Raw genomic sequence first — 16,354 nt, 5'->3', positions numbered from 1 at the left:
GGGTCAGGCGCGACGATACGCGCGCTCGAACACGTCGGCCGGCGACCACGAAACGTAGCCATCGAACCCGTCGACGTTCGGTCGCGCACCATCGGCGTATTCGACGAGGAACCCGGCATCGTTGCCATCTTCGTCTGCCGGCAGCGTCCATCCCCGCAGGATGTTGTAATCGCCACGCGACATCGGCTTGGCGTTGATCGCCTTCGTTCCGATGTACCGCTGCATCCCTGCGCCGGGCAGGATCGTGGCGACGGCATCGTGGATTACCTGACGCAGCGCATAACCCATCAGCGGCCAAACCTGCCGAACGGCGTCCTCGTAGGCGAGCTTCTCGCCCAGCGCTGCGTCGAAGTTATCGGCGCTGGCCGGGGCCGACTTGCCGATGATCGTGAAACCGTTCTGCAAGACGAGAATGCAGATCGTCAGCACGCCCAGCGACGAATGCGCTGGCACGCCCGCGCCGATCGCCGCCGTACCGGTCATCACATACTGTGCGGCGATGTTCGCCTTGATGTCATCCAGCGACACGCGAGGCGCGGTGCGACCGGCTGCGCATTCTGCTTCGGTAGTTTCGAGACTTCCCATGACCTTCTCCTCACTGCCCCAACAGGGACTTTTTCCCCGTGGTGGTGGATTCCGCGCCGCCCGCGCCGGTGCGGCGATTGTCGGCAGAGCCGCGCCGCATCGTCAGCGCATCGGCCAGCACCGAACTGTTCGCGCGCGGCGTCGCCGTCGGCAGCGGCATCGCCGCGCGCGGCTTGGGTTTGTCGAAAGCGCCCAGCGCCGCCGCGATCGGCGAAACTGCAATCTTCGTGATGGTGCCAACCAAACCGCTCACCGCTTCCCCCTCATGCCCGGTGCGAAAAGAAACCGCCGCCGAACTTCACGTTCTTGCGACGCTGCTGTTGCTGTTGCTGCTGACCCCGCCGCTGCGCGTCTTCCCAGCCCTCGAACTTGAGCAGGCCAAGCGCGAGGTATTGGTTGGCGTCGTGGACGTGGCTGAAATCGTTCTTCAGCGGTTCGTCTTTCCACCGGCCACCGCCGGTCGAATGCTCGACGCGCGTGACGACGTATCCGCGGTTGAACCCTTCGCGCAGCACCTTGCACCGGCTCGAAATCACATAGGCAGGCTGGCTATCGATCGACGCCTTCAGCACACCGCGCACCGTGTCGAGGCGCGGGCCGAGCAGGTTGCGCTTCACCGGCGCCGGCTTCATTCGCACCTTCACGCCGATCGCGGTTTCGTTGAAGCCCGACACCCAGCGGTCGATCCACGCCTTGTCCTCGGCGTGCTTGTCGCTGCCACCGAACCACGCCGATGGATCGGCCCAATTGACCGCGCCCAGCGTGAACCCGCCGAAATTCTCGTTCCAGTATTTGCCGCAAATCTCGCCGAACTCTTTCGCGCCCAGCGATTGCAGCGTGCGTTCCTTGCCCGGCGCGAACACGACGCATTCGTCGACGACGCGCAGCTGCCCAATTTCGGTTTTCTGCCCGAACAACGCCGCCGGCGTGTTACCGCCGTCCAGCGCGATATGCACCGGCAGGCGCGGATCGGGAGCCATGTCCGCGATGCAGTGCCGATCGTCCGCATATTGCGAATAGACCGGGTTGCCGTCACGGACCGCGCCGAACTTGTTGTGGATGAACCGGCGTTGATCCGGTTCGGACATGCCGATCTGGATACGCTGGTAATAGCCCTTCGGCAGGTTCTTCAGATTTTCGGCACCGGCCGACAGGCCGCCGGGCTGGACGTGGAAGTTGACGCGGAAATTGTCGCCGAACTCGGCGCGCATCGCCTCCATCTGCTTTTCCGTCATACCGATGTTGCGGTTGACGTTGAAATCGTAGGTCCAGTTATCCTCGGCCGGCGCGTTCATGTCGCCGATACAGCCCGACCAGCCACCGCCCGGCGTACCGGGATGCCGATAACGGCCGACTCGCGGGAAGCCGAACTTGAACACGTCGTTGTGCAACGTGTCCATTTCGTTGAGCCACAGCCCGGTCAGCTGCATGCCCTTGAACAGCTCTTCGGCCGACTGGTTATCGACCGCCCGGAACAGCATTTCCAGTTCGAGCTTCATCACCTCGCCGCCGGCGGCGGGGATGTCGAACCTCAAACGATGGGTGTTGGTGCTCTGGTTGTAGTTTTCCTTGGTCTTGGGAAACCACATGAACCAGTCGGCCATGACGTTGGCCTGAAGGTGGCCGTAGGTATCGCGCACCACGCACCACCGCGCGCGCCGCACCCCATCCGGCCCCTTGGGCTGCCACAACAAACTGTTGATGATCTTCTGGAAACAGGTCGTGGTCTTTGCCGACCCGTACGGCCCCATGATCGTGCTGACCGCCGCGCGATCGGTCCGGAACGCGTGCGCGACCGGGCCGACGAACTTCATCGTCAGGCCCTTGCTGGCCGCCAGCAGATCGCCCCAGCGCCCGATCGCGTCCGGCTCGACCAAGCTGCTGTCGAGATCGGCGAGCCGGGCGGCGATTCGGTTCGCCTCCTGCACCTGCCGGGCCTGCTCGACCGACAACGTGCCGACGCCCATATCGCGATACGGCCGGGCCTCGACCAATGCCTCCGCACAGGCGTCGAGGATTGGCACCGACACCGTCGTCGCCGCCAGCAGCATCGCCAGCGCGTTGGTCAGGACCGGCTTAATCCGCATCGGGCCCGACGTCTTCGAACTGGGCGAAGTCAATGTTCGCCAGCGCGTCTTCGCTAAGCTCGCCGTTCTCGACATATTCGGCGAGGTGCGCCGAATCGGTCAGGCCGGGGATGTTCAGGATCACGTCGGCGCGATGGCTGTGATCCACCTGGATCGGCATCTTGCCATGGACGTACGGACCGACCTCGCGCCGCGCGAGCAACTGCGTATTCAGCGCCTTGAGCGCCAGCTCGCCCGGCTTGGATTTCAGCTGCCTCGCGACATCCGCGACGCGATCCAACACCGTCGACAGCTTTTCCAGCGTATCATCGCTCGCGCTTGCGCTCATGCGATCGAATAATTCGTCCGTGCGAGCCAGCAGCGTATCGAGGTGATCCTGCCGTTCCCGACTGCCGTCCGCGACGAGTAGCATTTCGACCAGTTGATCGAGCGGCATCGCGTACAGCGCCGCCATGCCCTCGACCGGATCGCCGTATTTCTGGACGATGATCTTCGCCAGCTGATCGGACTTGCGATTGCGCGCACCCGCCGGACGACCGCGACCCCGCTTGGCCTCCTGCTCGCGGACGAGCTGGAACACGTTGGCGGGCAAGCGCCCGCTTTCCGGATCGCGCAGCAGGTCCAGCTGCTCGGCCGTCGTCTCGACGCCGGCGACCGCGGCGGCGCCCGCCTCGTCCTGAACGGCGCGCATCAGGCTCGACGGTTCAGTTGACACGGATTCCGCGCCCCCCATACGACCGTGGTCCCCACTTCGTCGGAACCTTGGTGCCAGCCTACACCCCGACCCGCTTTGTCATCGCCAGCGTAGGGCCACACCACCCCGAATAGCCGCGCTTCACGGCCCGCACCCCCGACCCCATTGGTCGTTGTGGATGTTGCGTCCGACCCAAAGCCGTCGATCGACTGCCAAGAGGACAACCGAAGAATTTCGGTAATCCGACCCCGGCGAACGCCAGGGGCATGGATACCGCGCGCGCATCGCGAAAGGGGGAAGCCCCCCCGGCCGATCGCGGCGCTGGCGGCGAGGCCGGGGGGGGTGCCGATCGCCCGACGGGGCCGCGTCGTCAGATTGGCAGTCTGACGACGACACCCCGAAACTGACGCATTTCTGCGGCCTCGCGTGCCCGGTGCGTCAACGACCGGTGCGTCATCGCCTCGCGAGCGCCCCGAAAACGGCAGAAATCCGTCGATCGACCGACCCGCGCCGATCGGCCCCAGCTGGCCCGCGCCGCCGCCGAAAAATTCCCCGGCGACCCGGCACCCGCGCGACCGAAACACCCCTGCGGGCGACGTCGTGACGCGATGCAGTGAATATCCACCCCATAAACAATTCGTCGATGCGGCGGGACCACGGCTCATAGTCGGCGGGCTTACCAGATTGGGACAATGATCGGCAAGCCAACGAATGTCGTTCCAGATGTTCTAACGGCAGAACACATAGAACGGCTGAAATCTGCGCTGCCCTCCCCCGTTCCGGATGTTCCAACGTCGCGCGTGCCACACGCACCCGCATGCATCGCGCGCCGGTGAGGCTACCCAGCTGTCAGAACGCCAGAACGACAACAAATATCGTTCTGTATCAGCTACTTATCGCGTTCCATCGATAGGACGCGCGGAACGCCTCCCCCCCGACCCATCGCCGCGTCCAAATTTGTTTGCATAATATGGGTCGGGGTCCGGGTCCGGAATAAGCGAGGCGGGGAGAGAGGATCAGATGGAGGATGTGCGCACCGCATCGCTGCGCGATGCTGCACATCCACTTTTTTGATTTTGTCAGTTGACAACATCAAATGTTCCCAATTAGGGACAATTCATCGCTGGCCAACGCCATCGACCGGCAAAAGGAGGCCGACCCCATGACCCGCTATCTACTGTCCGACGGCAAAAGGACCCGTGACACCCTCGTCGACGACGCGGCCGACCTGCGCGGCGTTTTCCTCGCGATCGATATCGACACCAGCGAAGAGCTGCGCGTGCGCGGATGGCTGCTCGTCGACGTGGTGGAGGTCCGCTGATGACCACGCCCCATCCGGGTTGGATCGTCGTCGACACCGACCGCGATCTCCCCTTGGCCCATTACCGCGACGACGCGGACGCCGCGCGCCATTGCGACCGCGCCGAACAGCGCCGCGGCATCACCTGCGCTACCCAGCGCCGCTATCGCTTCGTCTCGGCGATCGGCGAGGACGCCGCCCGCTACATGCAGCTGATCCGCCTGCAGGGCCTGCCCAGCCAGGTCGAAGACCTGCAATCGCGCCCGGTATGGCAGCGACTGGGCCAGCCCGCCGGCCGCCGCATCGGCGCCGATGGCCAGCGCTTCGATTTCAGTGTGCGCTGGGACATGGACACGTCGGCCCCCGGCATGGCGGGCTACACCCATGCCGTTCGCCGGTTCGCCACCGAAGCCGAAGCACGCGAAGCCGTCGCCACCGGCATGGGCCGCGCCTATCGCGCCACCGCATTCGACGGGGCCAATCGCGAGATCGCATCCCGCCGGAATCCGCTGCACCGGCGCAACCGCCCCTGTCCGGCGCGCGCTACCAGCGCCACCGACGAACGCGCGCGCCAGCTGATCGCCCTGCGCCTCGCCAGTCCCAAGCAGGCCGAGCCGGGCCAGACTATCGAACGGCAAGACAATACCGACGCCCTACCCCTGTTCGGCACCGCGGGTCAGGGGCAGCTGCTGTGAGCCGCTATGGCCGCCTTCCCGGCTCCAAAAACTCTTCCGGAGTGTACGAGCCGACGCACAGCCTAGAGCATCCCAAGAAGCACGGCGGATGCATGCCGCTTGCAGAAATTCATATGCTTGAACGCCCGGAGGGCTGGCGCGTCGTCGTAGCGTACAGCTTTACGACGGGAAGTTGGGCGGGCTCCAGTTCACCATTGATGGATTGCGATCCAGTTTTCGCAACATATGACCTAGCGCTTGATGTCGCGATAAACACCTTGCGCAAATGCGCTAAACGCTACCTCGACGACCCCAAAATGGTGGCCGAGGTCCGTAAAATTGAAGCATGGTGCGATACACTTCGCCCCGTGCAACCGGACCTTTTCTCGTGAGGTTCAAGCGCGCACCCCGCGTCGAGGGCTACAAGGAAACGTCGCGGAAACGTGCGGGCGTGCTGGTCAGCCAGCGCCACCAGCGCGAGAAGCTGCCCCTTTTCGCCGAACTGATCGCCGAGACGCAGCCGACCGTGGAAGAGGTGATAGCCCACCGCCACCGCGTCTGGCCGATCGCGGAGCAAAACCGCCGCGACGAACTGGCACGCAAATGGCGCGAGGCACGGCGGCGGCTGAACGAGCTGCCGGCACCCGCGCGATCGGCCATGCTGCGCTACTGGAACAACCACCGCTGGCTTCCGGCGGACCCGACGTACCTCAGCAGCGAAATCCACAGCTACCTTACCGGTCGCCTCGTACTGCACGACGACAAGATCGTTTCGCGCCACCAGTTGGAATGGGAAACCAAGACGAAGACCCGGTTCGCCGCGATGACCGACGCCGAACTGGATCACATGATCCAGACCCATATCTCCCCACTGTTCGCCGAATGGGGCCGCGAGGAACGCCAGCGCCGGTTTACCGCTCGCGCCGCGATCCAACCGGCACAACCCGCGCGATCGCGCAGCCGGAGGCGGTAATGTCCCGCACGGTCGATGAAATCAAAGCCGCCATGCGGCCCGACGGCACGATCCCGGCGGACTTCTGGCATTCCACGCCGGAGGAAATCGCGGAGATGATCGCGCTACAGGCCGAGCTGGCGCGCGAACGCCCCCTCTCGCCCGACGCCCAATGGCGACGGGATTACAAGGAACGACAGCGACAGGCGCGGATGGTCGGCATCCAGCACGACCTGTTCGGCGCGGCCCCGGTGACGCACTACAAACGCAACCCGGGCCGCGCGCAGGCCGTCGACCAGCGCCCGCGCGAGGAGGTCGCTTCGATCATCGCGCGCGCGAAGCGCGACCCGTCCGTCGCATTCGGCATCGAGCGCGAGGATCGGCCGACCTTCCCGACCGACGAACAGAAGGCCCGCACGATCGCCGCCGCCGCCAACTGGCTGCGCATCGGCCAGCGCGTGATGATCATCGACGCGCCGGGTTCGATCGATCCGCATTTCGGCTTGGGCAAGCACATCGGCCGGAAAGGTGTCGTGTGGCGGCTGTGCAGCAGCGTGTTCGCCGATCGCTGCTATGTCTTCCTCGATCCGGTCGGGGCGGAAAGAACGGAAAAGATCGAGTTCATCGAATTGCGCGATCTGGAGCCGATCGAATGACCTTCGACCTGTTCTCTCCACCCCCGCCGGTTTTCAAGCCATGGAAGCCGCCCAGCTGCCACGACTGCGGCGCTCCGCATCCAACCCGCAATCGCGACGGCGGACGCCCCGGCACGCCGTGGCGTTGCGCACCCTGCGACAAGCGCTTTGCATCTACCGCTTGACCGAAACGCCGGACCGTCCAGTGTGGCCTGCCAACCGGAGCAGCCCCATGTCCGACCTGACCGAAACCATCGACCTGAACACGTCCATTGCGCGGCTACAGGATTTTATCGACACCTATCCGGACGGCGAGCAGATCGACGGTGACATGCCGCTGACGGTCGACGACGTGCGCCGCGTGATCGAGGCGGCGAGACGCGGCGCGAGCGTCGTGCCGATCCGCAAGCTCGATCTGTCCAAGCCGCTACCCGACGATCTTACCCCGTAGCGTGCAGCGCACGGTGATAGGCGATCGACGCCGCCAGCGCGGCGGGCGGTTGCTACCACAGCGCCGCTAACCGTTCGATTTCTTCAGGCGTCGGCTCCGCCCCCGTCCGAAACGCGTCCAGACGATCGCGCGGAATGCGCGCCTTGCGCTCGATAACATGCAGCGGCGTGGTGCGCTGGGCGAGCCACGCGTACAGCCAGTGGTCCCCTTCCCGCATCGTCCGCGCGACGACATGCGTCTCGGACCATGCCTCCGGCGGCGTGACGATCGGCCGTTCGCCCTTACGTCGCACGCGTCATCACCCGCGCCGCTACCGGGTCCACCAGCGTCCGCGCGATCTTGTACGCGCCGATCGACGCGGTCAGCACGATGATGAACCCGCGTACCGTTTGCGCCTCGCTGGCGGCAAGCGCGACCGCGACGACCAGGTACAGCAACCGCTGATGCATGTCGGCCGACACATGCGGCCGCCGGCGATGCTCGATCGACACGAACGCGCCCAGCAGCGCCGCGATCACCATGCAGCCGTACAATCCGATTCGCGCGCCTTCGTCCATCGCGCGAAGCTGCCACCAACTATGCCCAACGACAACGGGGCAGGGCCTTGGACATGATCCAAGGCCCTGCTTTCGTTTGATACCTAAGCTCTAGAATTTTGCGCTCTTACGGCGCAGGAACAGCTTCCACCGCATCGCACCTCACGTCAATAGCGACCGCTGCGGTACGATGGGCCCATCGCGATCGAGCAGCCCGATCGCCGGCGTCGGATCGATCCGGTCCCAGATATACCAGCTGCAATCCATCACCGGCCGACCGCCGCCGGTGAAGTCGAGCCGCCACGACAGGTCCCAGCGCCGGGTGTTGCCCAGCCCGTCGCGCCACAGCTTCGCGGCCTCGCCGCAATGCATGAAGCTCGCCTTGTGCAGCACCGCCAGATAATCGATCGCCAGCGTCTCCCACAGATGGACGATCATCGCGCGCGATATCGCGAACGGCAAATTCGTCACCACCCGGCGGGCCGGGGCGGACTGGACGGCGAACAGGTCGACGCCGGCGACGTCGTGCGCCGGGTCCGCCACGATATCGGTCGCGATCGTCGTCACGCCATGGCCCTGCAAAACGCGCGCGATCGCGCCACCCCGCCCGCACGGCTCCCACACCGGCCCCGCGCCGATCGCCGCGCCCTCCGCCGCCCACAGCGCTTGCGTAGCGTCGTCGGGCGTCGGGTAATAGTCCAGCGCCCGGCGCGGCGTCGTGCCGGCGCGCTTGAACCCCTGCATCGCCTGCCCCAGCCCCGTGGGGGCATCGGGCGCGAGGCGGGGACCGTCGAACAGGTCGATCAATCTTCGCCCCGGAACGCCCGCAGCGGCACGCACAGCGCGTTGTCCGCGTTCATTCCGGCGATGAAGCGCACCTTGGCGCGCCGCGTCCCCTCGATCTTGCCCAGCGACTGGAGCCACCCGCCCTGCGACCATTCTGACGGCTTGAAGATTTCCGCCAGCGGCTCGCACGTGCCGTACGCCACGGCCAGATACCCATGCTCCCACGACGCGGTCGACGGCGGCGGTTCGCCGTCCAGCTTGTCGGCGTCGCGCTGCATGTTGACGAGGCGCAGTCCATAGCTTTGCAGCCGCCGCCGCGCTTTCACGTGTAGCAGGCCGTCGTCGGTCGGCGTCATCGCCTGCATGATCCAGTGCGCGATCGGCTCGGGTGCCTTGCCGCCTTCGCCCGGCATCAACCGCGACATGAGATAGGCGATGCACCGCTCGACGTCGGTCCGTGCTTCCGACTTGCCCCGGATCATCAGGGGCAGGATCGATCGCACCCACAGGTCGCGGCGGTTGCTGCGCAGATCCGTTTCGTCCGGAAAACCCTGCGCAGTCATCGCCACTTCTTCCTGCGACGGCGCGACGTCGAACAGCATCAGGTCGGCACACGCCAACAGAGTGCCGAACGTGTCCTGCCAACGGCCCTCGAACCCCTGTCGCCAGATTGCGCGCTTGTATTCCGACAGCGTGCGCGCGAAGCGCGGCCATTGCTCGATCATCCTCCTGTGCATCCGCCGGCCGATGACGCGCCAGTGCGCCAGATCGGGCGGGTTGTATTCGACGTTCTCCGGCACCGTCATCATTTCGAGGATCGCCATGCGGTTCCGCTCCTCGCCCTTGACCAGGCCGTGCAGCACCGACGCGAACAGGAAGCACGACTGGGCGGTAAATTCCTGCCCCTTATGGTCCGCGCCACCGCGAATGATTTTGGCCCCCGACGACGCCTTTTTCGCGAGGTTCATCACCGCGCGCTGCCGTTCCGGGTTATCGTCCTTCTCGGCTTCGTCGATGATGACCGGCAGCGTGTCCGGACCCAGTACCTGTCGGATCGCCGCCTCGCTGGCGTCCTCGACGTGCAGGCACCAGTCGCCATGCAGCGCGCGAATAACCTTCAGCAGCGAGGATTTGCCCGATGCCGTCGGCGCGGCCAGCCACGCGTGCGACCGCCACGACAGCGCGCCGCAGATATGCATCTGCGCCGTCATGCCCAGCATCAGCAGCGGCGCGGCGATCTTCTCCTTCCAGTACCATTGCCCGAACACCTGCATCAGCTGCTCGGCGTCCTTTGCGGTACTGGCCTGCTCGGCCGGCGGCGGTAGCGAGGCATAGGCGGGGAAGAACGCGCCATCCACCTCGCCTGCCGGGCGCTCCAGCAACCCCATCGGCTTCGATTTCTTGTCCGACTGCCCGGCCACCAGCACCCGCCGCCCCATGTGCAGGACGATGCGATCCTCTTCCGCATTGGGCAGGTGCGAACTGTGCGCGCCGCGCCCGAACACGCGCCCGGCCGGGCTGAAGATGCCCCGGCGCTGGCACGCGGTGGTCAACCGCGACGACGACGATTTCTGATCGAATCCGATGACCTCGAAAAGCGGCTTGTCGCCCTTCTCGGTATCGATCTTGCGGTACTGTGGAAAATGCTCGCGCAACCAGTCCTCGCCGCCGAACATCAGCACCATGTCGTTCTTGCCGAGCCGCGTGTCACAGTCGATCAGCTGCTTGCTGGCATCCAGCAACCACAACCGCAGCCCCGATATGCCCAGCGGCACGATCGGCCCATCCGGCGGCCAGATGATATGCTCTGGCTCGCGATCGTCGTGCCCGTCGTCGCGCAGATCGGGAGCCTCAACGACCCGCGCCGCCGATCGCCGTACACTTTCCAGATTACCCCCGGCCATGACCTACTCGTGATCCTTTCGCCACGCCTGTGCGCGCAATTCCATCGCGGACGGGACCGTCCGCAGGTCGATCGGCGCCATGACCGGGCGCCGGCGGGGAGTGGGGGTTGGGGCAGACTGCACCGGGCTTTTAGCGTGCGTTACATCCTCGGGCCGGTCTGCCAGCGGCTCCACCGGCCGGACGGGTCCGGATGGGGGAAAGAAGGGCGCGCAATACTGCGCATGCCGTCGGGCGATGCAGCGCTGTCGCAGCGACAGGCCTCGCATGGCGCGATGGAACAGCAGGCGGCGGCTCACTGGCGCCAGTCCTCGATGGCGACGAGGACCGCGATCGGCAACCATGCGACTGCGACGCTGGTCGACCGCAGCACGAACCGCACCGGGCGCTGGCGCGCCGCATCCGGCCGCCGCCGGGCGAGGTCGCACATGATGCGATCGGCAATCGCGCAGCCGATGAACAGATAGGCGGCGATAAGCCAGTCGACCCACGTCATGCCGTCACCATCCGCGCGCCGCGCAGCTGGTCGTTGAAATCCTTGAACGCCGGGTCGGGCCACAGGCACGACACCGCCCGCCCCGCCGCCTGTTGGTGCGCGATCTGCTTTTCCATGCTTTCGTCCGCCTTCGATCCCGGCTTGTCATGCTGGCCGACCAGCTCGATCGCGCGGACCCGATCGGGGAAGCGCATCGCGCCGACATTGCCCAGCGTCCCGGCGGCAACGACGCGCCGGGACGGGTCGACCATCGCGATCGTCAACGCGTCCTCGATCCCCTCCGATACGCGCGGCACCGTGCCCTCCGGCACGTCACGCAACGGCATCGCGCCACACGCGCCCTTCCAGATCGGGATATGCGCGCCCCAGTACAGCGGCGACCGGATGATCTTCGCGTTCTCAAGCCGGGCCTTGCCCCACCCGCCACGCTCGAACGCCAGATAGGTGATGTGGACACCCTTGGCCTGGCCGTCGACGCCGACGAACAGCGAGACGCCGGCGGGCAGCTTCTGCTGCGCCTCGGTACACCACACGTCGCCCCGGAACCGCAGCGCCGACGGATATTTGCCCAGCGCCGCAAAATCGATCCCGCGCGCGTCCGCCAGATATCGCTCGAACGGACTGCCCTTCAACGGGCCGCTATGTCCCCACAAATGCCACGCCGACAGCCGCTTTTTCTCCGCGTTGGCCGCGGCATCGCGTTCCGCCCGTTCCGCCGCCAGTCGCGCCCGATCGCGCAGCCGCTGCATGTCGGTCGGTTGCATCGTGTCGAGGTTCAGCCAGCCCTTGGCCCAGCGGATCGCGCGCGCGATGTCCTTCAGGTCATCGCCGCTGGCGGGCCACGGCTTCACCAGCTGGATCAGCCGCAACATGTCGCCCTTGCCTTCCGGGTCGCTCGGGTCGCACGAATAATCGGCCCATGTACCGGCACGGTCGCCGCCGATGCGGACCTTCATGCTGTCGCCGGCCTCGCCGCGCACCGATCCGATGTTGAAGAACCCGCCGAACACTTTTCCTAGCGGAAACAGCGTCCTGCACAGCGCCTCGGCATCTGCGTTCAGCATTTGCGCGATTTCCCGAACGGATGGCCCCGTATCCATGGCTATTGCCTTTTCCTACGTTTGAGAACAGAACAGGAACGGCCAACGTAGGAAATTCGTAGGATGACGCTAGACATTACGCTTCGACCGGTGCCGGCGCGGGTGCGTACCAATCCTCGGCTCGTGCGATCTCCAGATCGGCGATCCGCGTCACGATCGACGGGTCGCGGGGCCGCTTGCCGGCGTCTTCCCACCCTTCGACTGTCGATGCGCTACGCCCACCGACCATCGTAGCGAACGCCGCCCTGCTCATCTTGGGACGACGGCCCGACCGGAACTGTCTGATCTTGTGACCCGCTAACGTCTGCATGCGGCGCATATTCCCAATCTGGGATAAATATGCAATAGGGTACGCATCGTCAGCGTACCAGCTTAGGAGATTTCGTTGCTACGGCGGATCATCGATATTTCGGACATGGTACCGAAACTGGAAAACGCGCCGAACCGCATCCGCGAACTGCGCCGCAAGCATGGCCTGACGCTCCAGGACGTCGCCGATCGCGTCGGTTGCAAGGCGAACGAGGTGTCGCGCTTCGAAACCGGGGCACGGGAATTGTCGATCGGATGGGCGCGCCGGATCGCCCGTGCATTCGGCACCGATATCGCCAGCCTGTTGAATGATGAGGATAATTTCGACCGACTGGACGAACAGGAGCGCGCCGTCATCGATGCGATGCGCACCGCCAGCTCGCGCGATCGCATCGCCGTACAGCGCGTCGCGGAAAGCCTGACCTCATATACGGCGGAGAACGACGACGAGCCCCGCCGCTCGGCCTAACCTCCGGCAAACTCCGGATACAATCTGGATTAATATTCCCAGATTGGGATAAATACCTATTGCGGAAACTTCCCAGATTGGGATAAGACGCATCATCGACCACTTCCCACGGAGGTATCGCGATGATGAACGTCGTTCCCTTTCTGCCCAAGGCCCCGCCCCCCAAACCGCGCACCCTTCGCCAGCCCAGCCTGCCAACCACCGGCGGGCGGCGCGGCGAATACGCACTGTCCGATGTCGCGCGCTCGCTGCACATCCTGCACTTCCAAACCCGCACGATCATCGCCAAGCTGCGCCAGATGGCGAAGGACCAGCGGATGCCGCTGCCCCGCACGCCGCGCATGGTGAAGGGACAGGAACAGCGCGGCCCGGATTCGATCTACCGGCATAGCCGCTGGGACGCCGGCGAGTTCGACGCGTGGCTCGATACGCGCAACACCGGCGGCTCGGCCCCGGCCAATGCCGGACCGCGTCCGGTGCCGACCCCGATCCGCATGGAGATGGCGGAGCGCGCCCGCGCCGCCGCCGGTGGCCGATGATCGCGTTCGGCCGTCGCCTCGGCGACTGGAACGACCGGTTCCTGATCCCCGCTATTATCGGCCTCGCGCTGGGCATGGTCACGACCGGGCTGTTCGCATGACCCGCCCCGATCGCCCCCGCGCGCGATCGGTTCGCGCGAACGTCGCCCTTGCCGGCCTGTGCCTCGTCGCATGGGTCTGCATCTTTTCCGCCCTTCTCCGCTGAAGGAACGCCACGATGGTCTTCGCCACCTTCACCACCGCTGTCGAGGCGGAGCGCGTCAACGCCGACACCGCCGCCAGCGCCCGTGTCCTGACCGGAAAGGCGCTGGCCGACATCGTCGCCGAACGCGTCGCGCAGGTCGACGTGCACGGCTACGACCTCGACCACGATCGGCAGCACGACGTCGCCGTGTTCGCGACCGCCGCGATCGGCTACGCCGCCACCGCCACCGATGCGCTCGACGATCGCCACCACCCGGCGAACGAGCCGCCGCCCGAATGGCCGTGGGAGCAAGCGGCATGGAAGCCCGGCCCGCCGCGCGCGATGCTGGTAAAGGCCGCTGCCCTGCTCTGGGCCGCGATCGATCGTCACGACGCCGGCGTCGCGGATGCGATCGCCGATGGCGAGCGTCCCGATTACGACATCAGCGACGCCGGCGTGATGACCGCCTTGCCGACATGGCAGCGCAACAACCGCAGCACGTTCCTGCGCCTTCAGCTGGTAGCCGTCGGCCCGCTCGACGAAGCCACCGTCGCGGGCTGGACCGACGAACAGGTGCAGCAGGCCGATATCTGGGCGTGGACCACGCACCTGTCCGCCGGCGATCATGACGATATCGTCGTGCCGGCCAAGCCCGCGCATGTCCCGGACTTCACCAGCTTCCCGGCCGACCGCAACCCGATCACCGGGGAGAAGATCGCATGACCCCCTTGGCCGCGATCGTCATCGCACTTCCCATCGCACTGTTGCTGCTCTGCATCGTCCTCGGCATGGCGCTGCTCGATCTCCAGCACCGCCATCGCGATGCGAAACTGACGCTTTCCCGCCTCGCGCGCGAGCGCAACGAGGCGCGCTGGGCGCTGCGGGACGTCAAACAGGACGTCAAGCAGTGACCGACACCGCGCCCCTGCACTTCGACACCCGCGTCGAATGGCGCGAGGCGCGCCGCCCGGTGATGGATCGGATCGAGGCGAACGCCCGCGCCGCTCTCAAGCCCGGCGACCGCCTCCGCGTCGGCCGCTGTGGCGGAACGAAGATCAACGTGCGAATGACCGGGTGGGACGGCCACTGGATCACGTCCGCGACGTACAGCGACCTCGCGCCATGCAGCATCGACCGAGTGAACGGCAAACCCGTGTCGTTCGTCGACGAAGCCGATCGCGCCTTGTTCGAAACACCGCCCCCGCCGATCGAGGATCGCCGGCCGCGCGTGCGCTTCAGCCCATGGGATGGCTTCATCCATATCACCGCCCATAGAACCGGCGAGACAGCGTGCGCGATCATGCCCGAAGACGTCGGAACCCTGTTGCGCCAGCTGATCGCGGCGGAGGCCGATGCCGGCGCGCTTGGAACGTACACAGGCATCGCGATCGACGACGAGGACCTCCCGTTCTGATGGGCGGCCAGCGCATCCTATCCGACGAGCAGATCGACGAAATGGCGACGCTCCGCGAACGCGGGCGCAGCCTGCAAGCGATCGCGAACCACTTCACCGCGAAGGGCACGCCGATCAGCGCCAGCGCCGTCGGGTGGCAATGCCTCCGCGTCGGCGCCGACGCCCCGATCGCCAAGCGCAACCCGCTGTCGACGCGCAGCGACGTCTATCGCCGCGGCGGTCACGTCATCCGCCCCTTCACCCCGGACGAGGACGCCCGCCTCCGCGACCTCGAAGCGCAGGGTCTGAAGACGCGCCAAATGGCTGACCAGCTCGGCCGCCGCGAGAACAGCATTCGCGGTCGCCTCATGACCTTGGCTCGCCACGACGCGCGCGCGGAGGACGAATCTCTACCCGAAAGCACGAACGGAGAGCTTTGAATGACCGACAACGTATCCGCCGAGCAGTTGCGCCTGCTGATCGAACGCATCGAGCGCTTGGAAGAAGAGAAGAAGGGCCTGAGCGACGACATCAAGGACGTCTATGGCGAAGCCAAGTCGACCGGGTTCGACGTCAAGACGATGCGCACCATCATCCGCCTGCGCCGTTTGGAAAAGCATCACCGCGACGAAGCGGACATGCTGTTGGAAACCTACAAGACCGCACTGGGAATCTGACGTGCCGGCGGGGCGTGAGGATCGGGCTCGACGGCTCGCCATCTTCCGCCTCGCCCTGGCCGAGAACTGCACCATGCAACAGGCCGTCGAGCGCCACGACGCACGCGGCCAGTCACAGGCGATCGACGCCGCCCGTTCCGCCCATGGCGAAGCGATGCGCCGGCTCTTTGCCAAGGGATACGGAAAGCGCTGAAATGTCCTCGGTACTAGGACGCACAGGGAAGCCCGTCAGCGCCGATTGCGGTGAAGTCGCACCGTTCGGCCGTGGCGAGTGCCCCGAATGCCGTCCCGAGGTCCGCGCGTTCGTTCGTCGCCATCCCGGCCAACTGTTCTGCACGCCGGCACACCGCGTCGCATGGACCGACCGCACTGCCGCACGCGGAAAGGTACTGACCCCGCTGGCGATCGTCGCCCGCCTTACCCGCAACGGCACGCGCCTCGATCGCGAAACCGGCGCGCGCGCCGCCAGCGACCAGCACAGCCTGATTACCCGCTGGCGCGACGAGGACGCCGCCGCCGGACGGATGTCCCACACCGAATATCTGGCCCGCCGCTACCGCGCGGGCTTCGACCCTTTGTGAAGGA

25 protein-coding genes are annotated in these 16,354 nt (G+C 65.9%); 14 read left to right on the top strand and 11 right to left on the bottom strand.

The features are described 5' to 3' along the window. Positions 1 to 3: 3 nt before the first annotated feature. Genes MF610_RS15040 through MF610_RS15025 form a run of 4 tightly spaced genes read right to left on the bottom strand, consistent with a single transcriptional unit; the run spans position 4 to position 3,387 of the window. Entirely contained in the window at positions 4 to 585 is a 582-nt protein-coding gene (locus MF610_RS15040; RefSeq protein WP_242199491.1) for a Gp49 family protein, read from the bottom strand. A gap of 10 nt (positions 586 to 595) precedes the next feature. Continuing rightward, positions 596 to 838, bottom strand: coding sequence for a hypothetical protein (locus tag MF610_RS15035; RefSeq protein WP_242199488.1), 243 nt, complete (start codon positions 836 to 838; stop codon positions 596 to 598). 10 nt (positions 839 to 848) lie between these two features. Beyond that, complete coding sequence (locus MF610_RS15030; protein WP_242199486.1) at positions 849 to 2,672, bottom strand: hypothetical protein; 1,824 nt, start codon at positions 2,670 to 2,672, stop codon at positions 849 to 851. Beyond that, entirely contained in the window at positions 2,662 to 3,387 is a 726-nt protein-coding gene (locus MF610_RS15025) for a hypothetical protein (RefSeq protein WP_242199483.1), read from the bottom strand. The genes MF610_RS15030 and MF610_RS15025 overlap by 11 nt, the downstream gene beginning before the upstream one ends. A 1,141-nt stretch (positions 3,388 to 4,528) precedes the next feature. Between MF610_RS15025 and MF610_RS15020 the strand changes: the two genes are divergently transcribed. The 6 genes from MF610_RS15020 (at position 4,529) to MF610_RS14995 (ending at position 7,378) form a co-directional block, all read left to right on the top strand. After that, entirely contained in the window at positions 4,529 to 4,687 is a 159-nt protein-coding gene (locus tag MF610_RS15020) for a hypothetical protein (protein ID WP_242199471.1), read from the top strand. Continuing rightward, a complete protein-coding gene (locus MF610_RS15015) occupies positions 4,687 to 5,361 on the top strand; it encodes a hypothetical protein (protein WP_242199468.1) in 675 nt (224 codons plus the stop codon). The genes MF610_RS15020 and MF610_RS15015 overlap by 1 nt, the downstream gene beginning before the upstream one ends. Then, a complete protein-coding gene (locus MF610_RS15010; RefSeq protein ID WP_242199465.1) occupies positions 5,358 to 5,732 on the top strand; it encodes a hypothetical protein in 375 nt (124 codons plus the stop codon). Before MF610_RS15015 ends, MF610_RS15010 begins: the two co-directional genes overlap by 4 nt. Continuing rightward, positions 5,729 to 6,313, top strand: coding sequence for a hypothetical protein (locus MF610_RS15005; protein WP_242199455.1), 585 nt, complete (start codon positions 5,729 to 5,731; stop codon positions 6,311 to 6,313). The genes MF610_RS15010 and MF610_RS15005 overlap by 4 nt, the downstream gene beginning before the upstream one ends. Then, on the top strand, positions 6,313 to 6,948 hold the full coding sequence (locus tag MF610_RS15000; protein ID WP_242199453.1) for a hypothetical protein: 636 nt from the start codon (positions 6,313 to 6,315) through the stop codon (positions 6,946 to 6,948). The genes MF610_RS15005 and MF610_RS15000 overlap by 1 nt, the downstream gene beginning before the upstream one ends. 211 nt (positions 6,949 to 7,159) lie before the next feature. Then, positions 7,160 to 7,378, top strand: a complete 219-nt coding sequence (locus MF610_RS14995; protein ID WP_242199450.1) for a hypothetical protein — start codon at positions 7,160 to 7,162, stop codon at positions 7,376 to 7,378. 52 nt (positions 7,379 to 7,430) lie between these two features. Here the strand turns inward: MF610_RS14995 and MF610_RS14990 are convergent, their stop codons facing one another. The 7 genes from MF610_RS14990 to MF610_RS14960 form a co-directional block, all read right to left on the bottom strand. Continuing rightward, a complete protein-coding gene (locus tag MF610_RS14990; RefSeq protein ID WP_242199447.1) occupies positions 7,431 to 7,670 on the bottom strand; it encodes a hypothetical protein in 240 nt (79 codons plus the stop codon). Continuing rightward, entirely contained in the window at positions 7,660 to 7,935 is a 276-nt protein-coding gene (locus tag MF610_RS14985) for a hypothetical protein (protein ID WP_242199444.1), read from the bottom strand. The genes MF610_RS14990 and MF610_RS14985 overlap by 11 nt, the downstream gene beginning before the upstream one ends. Positions 7,936 to 8,076: 141 nt before the next feature. Further along, the gene (locus tag MF610_RS14980) at positions 8,077 to 8,721 is read right to left on the bottom strand and encodes a hypothetical protein (RefSeq protein WP_242199440.1); all 645 of its coding nucleotides are present in this window, start codon (positions 8,719 to 8,721) and stop codon (positions 8,077 to 8,079) included. Further along, on the bottom strand, positions 8,718 to 10,604 hold the full coding sequence (locus tag MF610_RS14975; RefSeq protein ID WP_242199430.1) for a hypothetical protein: 1,887 nt from the start codon (positions 10,602 to 10,604) through the stop codon (positions 8,718 to 8,720). The genes MF610_RS14980 and MF610_RS14975 overlap by 4 nt, the downstream gene beginning before the upstream one ends. 293 nt (positions 10,605 to 10,897) lie before the next feature. Continuing rightward, the gene (locus MF610_RS14970) at positions 10,898 to 11,098 is read right to left on the bottom strand and encodes a hypothetical protein (protein ID WP_242199424.1); all 201 of its coding nucleotides are present in this window, start codon (positions 11,096 to 11,098) and stop codon (positions 10,898 to 10,900) included. Next, positions 11,095 to 12,162, bottom strand: coding sequence for a DUF7146 domain-containing protein (locus tag MF610_RS14965; protein WP_242199422.1), 1,068 nt, complete (start codon positions 12,160 to 12,162; stop codon positions 11,095 to 11,097). The genes MF610_RS14970 and MF610_RS14965 overlap by 4 nt, the downstream gene beginning before the upstream one ends. A gap of 112 nt (positions 12,163 to 12,274) precedes the next feature. Then, positions 12,275 to 12,451, bottom strand: a complete 177-nt coding sequence (locus tag MF610_RS14960) for a hypothetical protein (RefSeq protein ID WP_242199411.1) — start codon at positions 12,449 to 12,451, stop codon at positions 12,275 to 12,277. A gap of 162 nt (positions 12,452 to 12,613) precedes the next feature. On the opposite strand from MF610_RS14960, the gene MF610_RS14955 reads away from it, so the two are divergent. From MF610_RS14955 to MF610_RS14920, 8 genes are all read left to right on the top strand, one after another. Beyond that, positions 12,614 to 12,976 (top strand): helix-turn-helix domain-containing protein, encoded by a 363-nt coding sequence (locus MF610_RS14955; RefSeq protein WP_242199408.1) that lies wholly within the window; start codon positions 12,614 to 12,616, stop codon positions 12,974 to 12,976. Positions 12,977 to 13,098: 122 nt separating this feature from the next. Further along, the gene (locus tag MF610_RS14950; RefSeq protein ID WP_242199405.1) at positions 13,099 to 13,515 is read left to right on the top strand and encodes a hypothetical protein; all 417 of its coding nucleotides are present in this window, start codon (positions 13,099 to 13,101) and stop codon (positions 13,513 to 13,515) included. Positions 13,516 to 13,732: 217 nt separating this feature from the next. Beyond that, positions 13,733 to 14,422: a hypothetical protein gene (locus tag MF610_RS14945; RefSeq protein WP_242199394.1), complete on the top strand. Its 690-nt coding sequence runs from the start codon at positions 13,733 to 13,735 to the stop codon at positions 14,420 to 14,422. Between the two features lie 5 nt (positions 14,423 to 14,427). Then, the gene (locus MF610_RS14940; protein WP_242199392.1) at positions 14,428 to 14,610 is read left to right on the top strand and encodes a hypothetical protein; all 183 of its coding nucleotides are present in this window, start codon (positions 14,428 to 14,430) and stop codon (positions 14,608 to 14,610) included. After that, the gene (locus MF610_RS14935) at positions 14,607 to 15,113 is read left to right on the top strand and encodes a hypothetical protein (protein ID WP_242199389.1); all 507 of its coding nucleotides are present in this window, start codon (positions 14,607 to 14,609) and stop codon (positions 15,111 to 15,113) included. The genes MF610_RS14940 and MF610_RS14935 overlap by 4 nt, the downstream gene beginning before the upstream one ends. Then, on the top strand, positions 15,113 to 15,532 hold the full coding sequence (locus MF610_RS14930; RefSeq protein WP_242199375.1) for a hypothetical protein: 420 nt from the start codon (positions 15,113 to 15,115) through the stop codon (positions 15,530 to 15,532). The genes MF610_RS14935 and MF610_RS14930 overlap by 1 nt, the downstream gene beginning before the upstream one ends. Then, positions 15,533 to 15,769 (top strand): DUF2312 domain-containing protein, encoded by a 237-nt coding sequence (locus MF610_RS14925; protein ID WP_242199369.1) that lies wholly within the window; start codon positions 15,533 to 15,535, stop codon positions 15,767 to 15,769. Positions 15,770 to 15,963: 194 nt separating this feature from the next. Continuing rightward, complete coding sequence (locus MF610_RS14920; protein ID WP_242199366.1) at positions 15,964 to 16,350, top strand: hypothetical protein; 387 nt, start codon at positions 15,964 to 15,966, stop codon at positions 16,348 to 16,350. Positions 16,351 to 16,354 lie beyond the last annotated feature (4 nt).

It is taken from the genome of Sphingomonas hankookensis, assembly GCF_022664465.1.
GTDB classification, from domain to species: domain Bacteria; phylum Pseudomonadota; class Alphaproteobacteria; order Sphingomonadales; family Sphingomonadaceae; genus Sphingomonas; species Sphingomonas hankookensis.
Note: the sequence above shows the minus strand (reverse complement) of the source record. Positions and strands in the feature narration are given on the sequence as shown.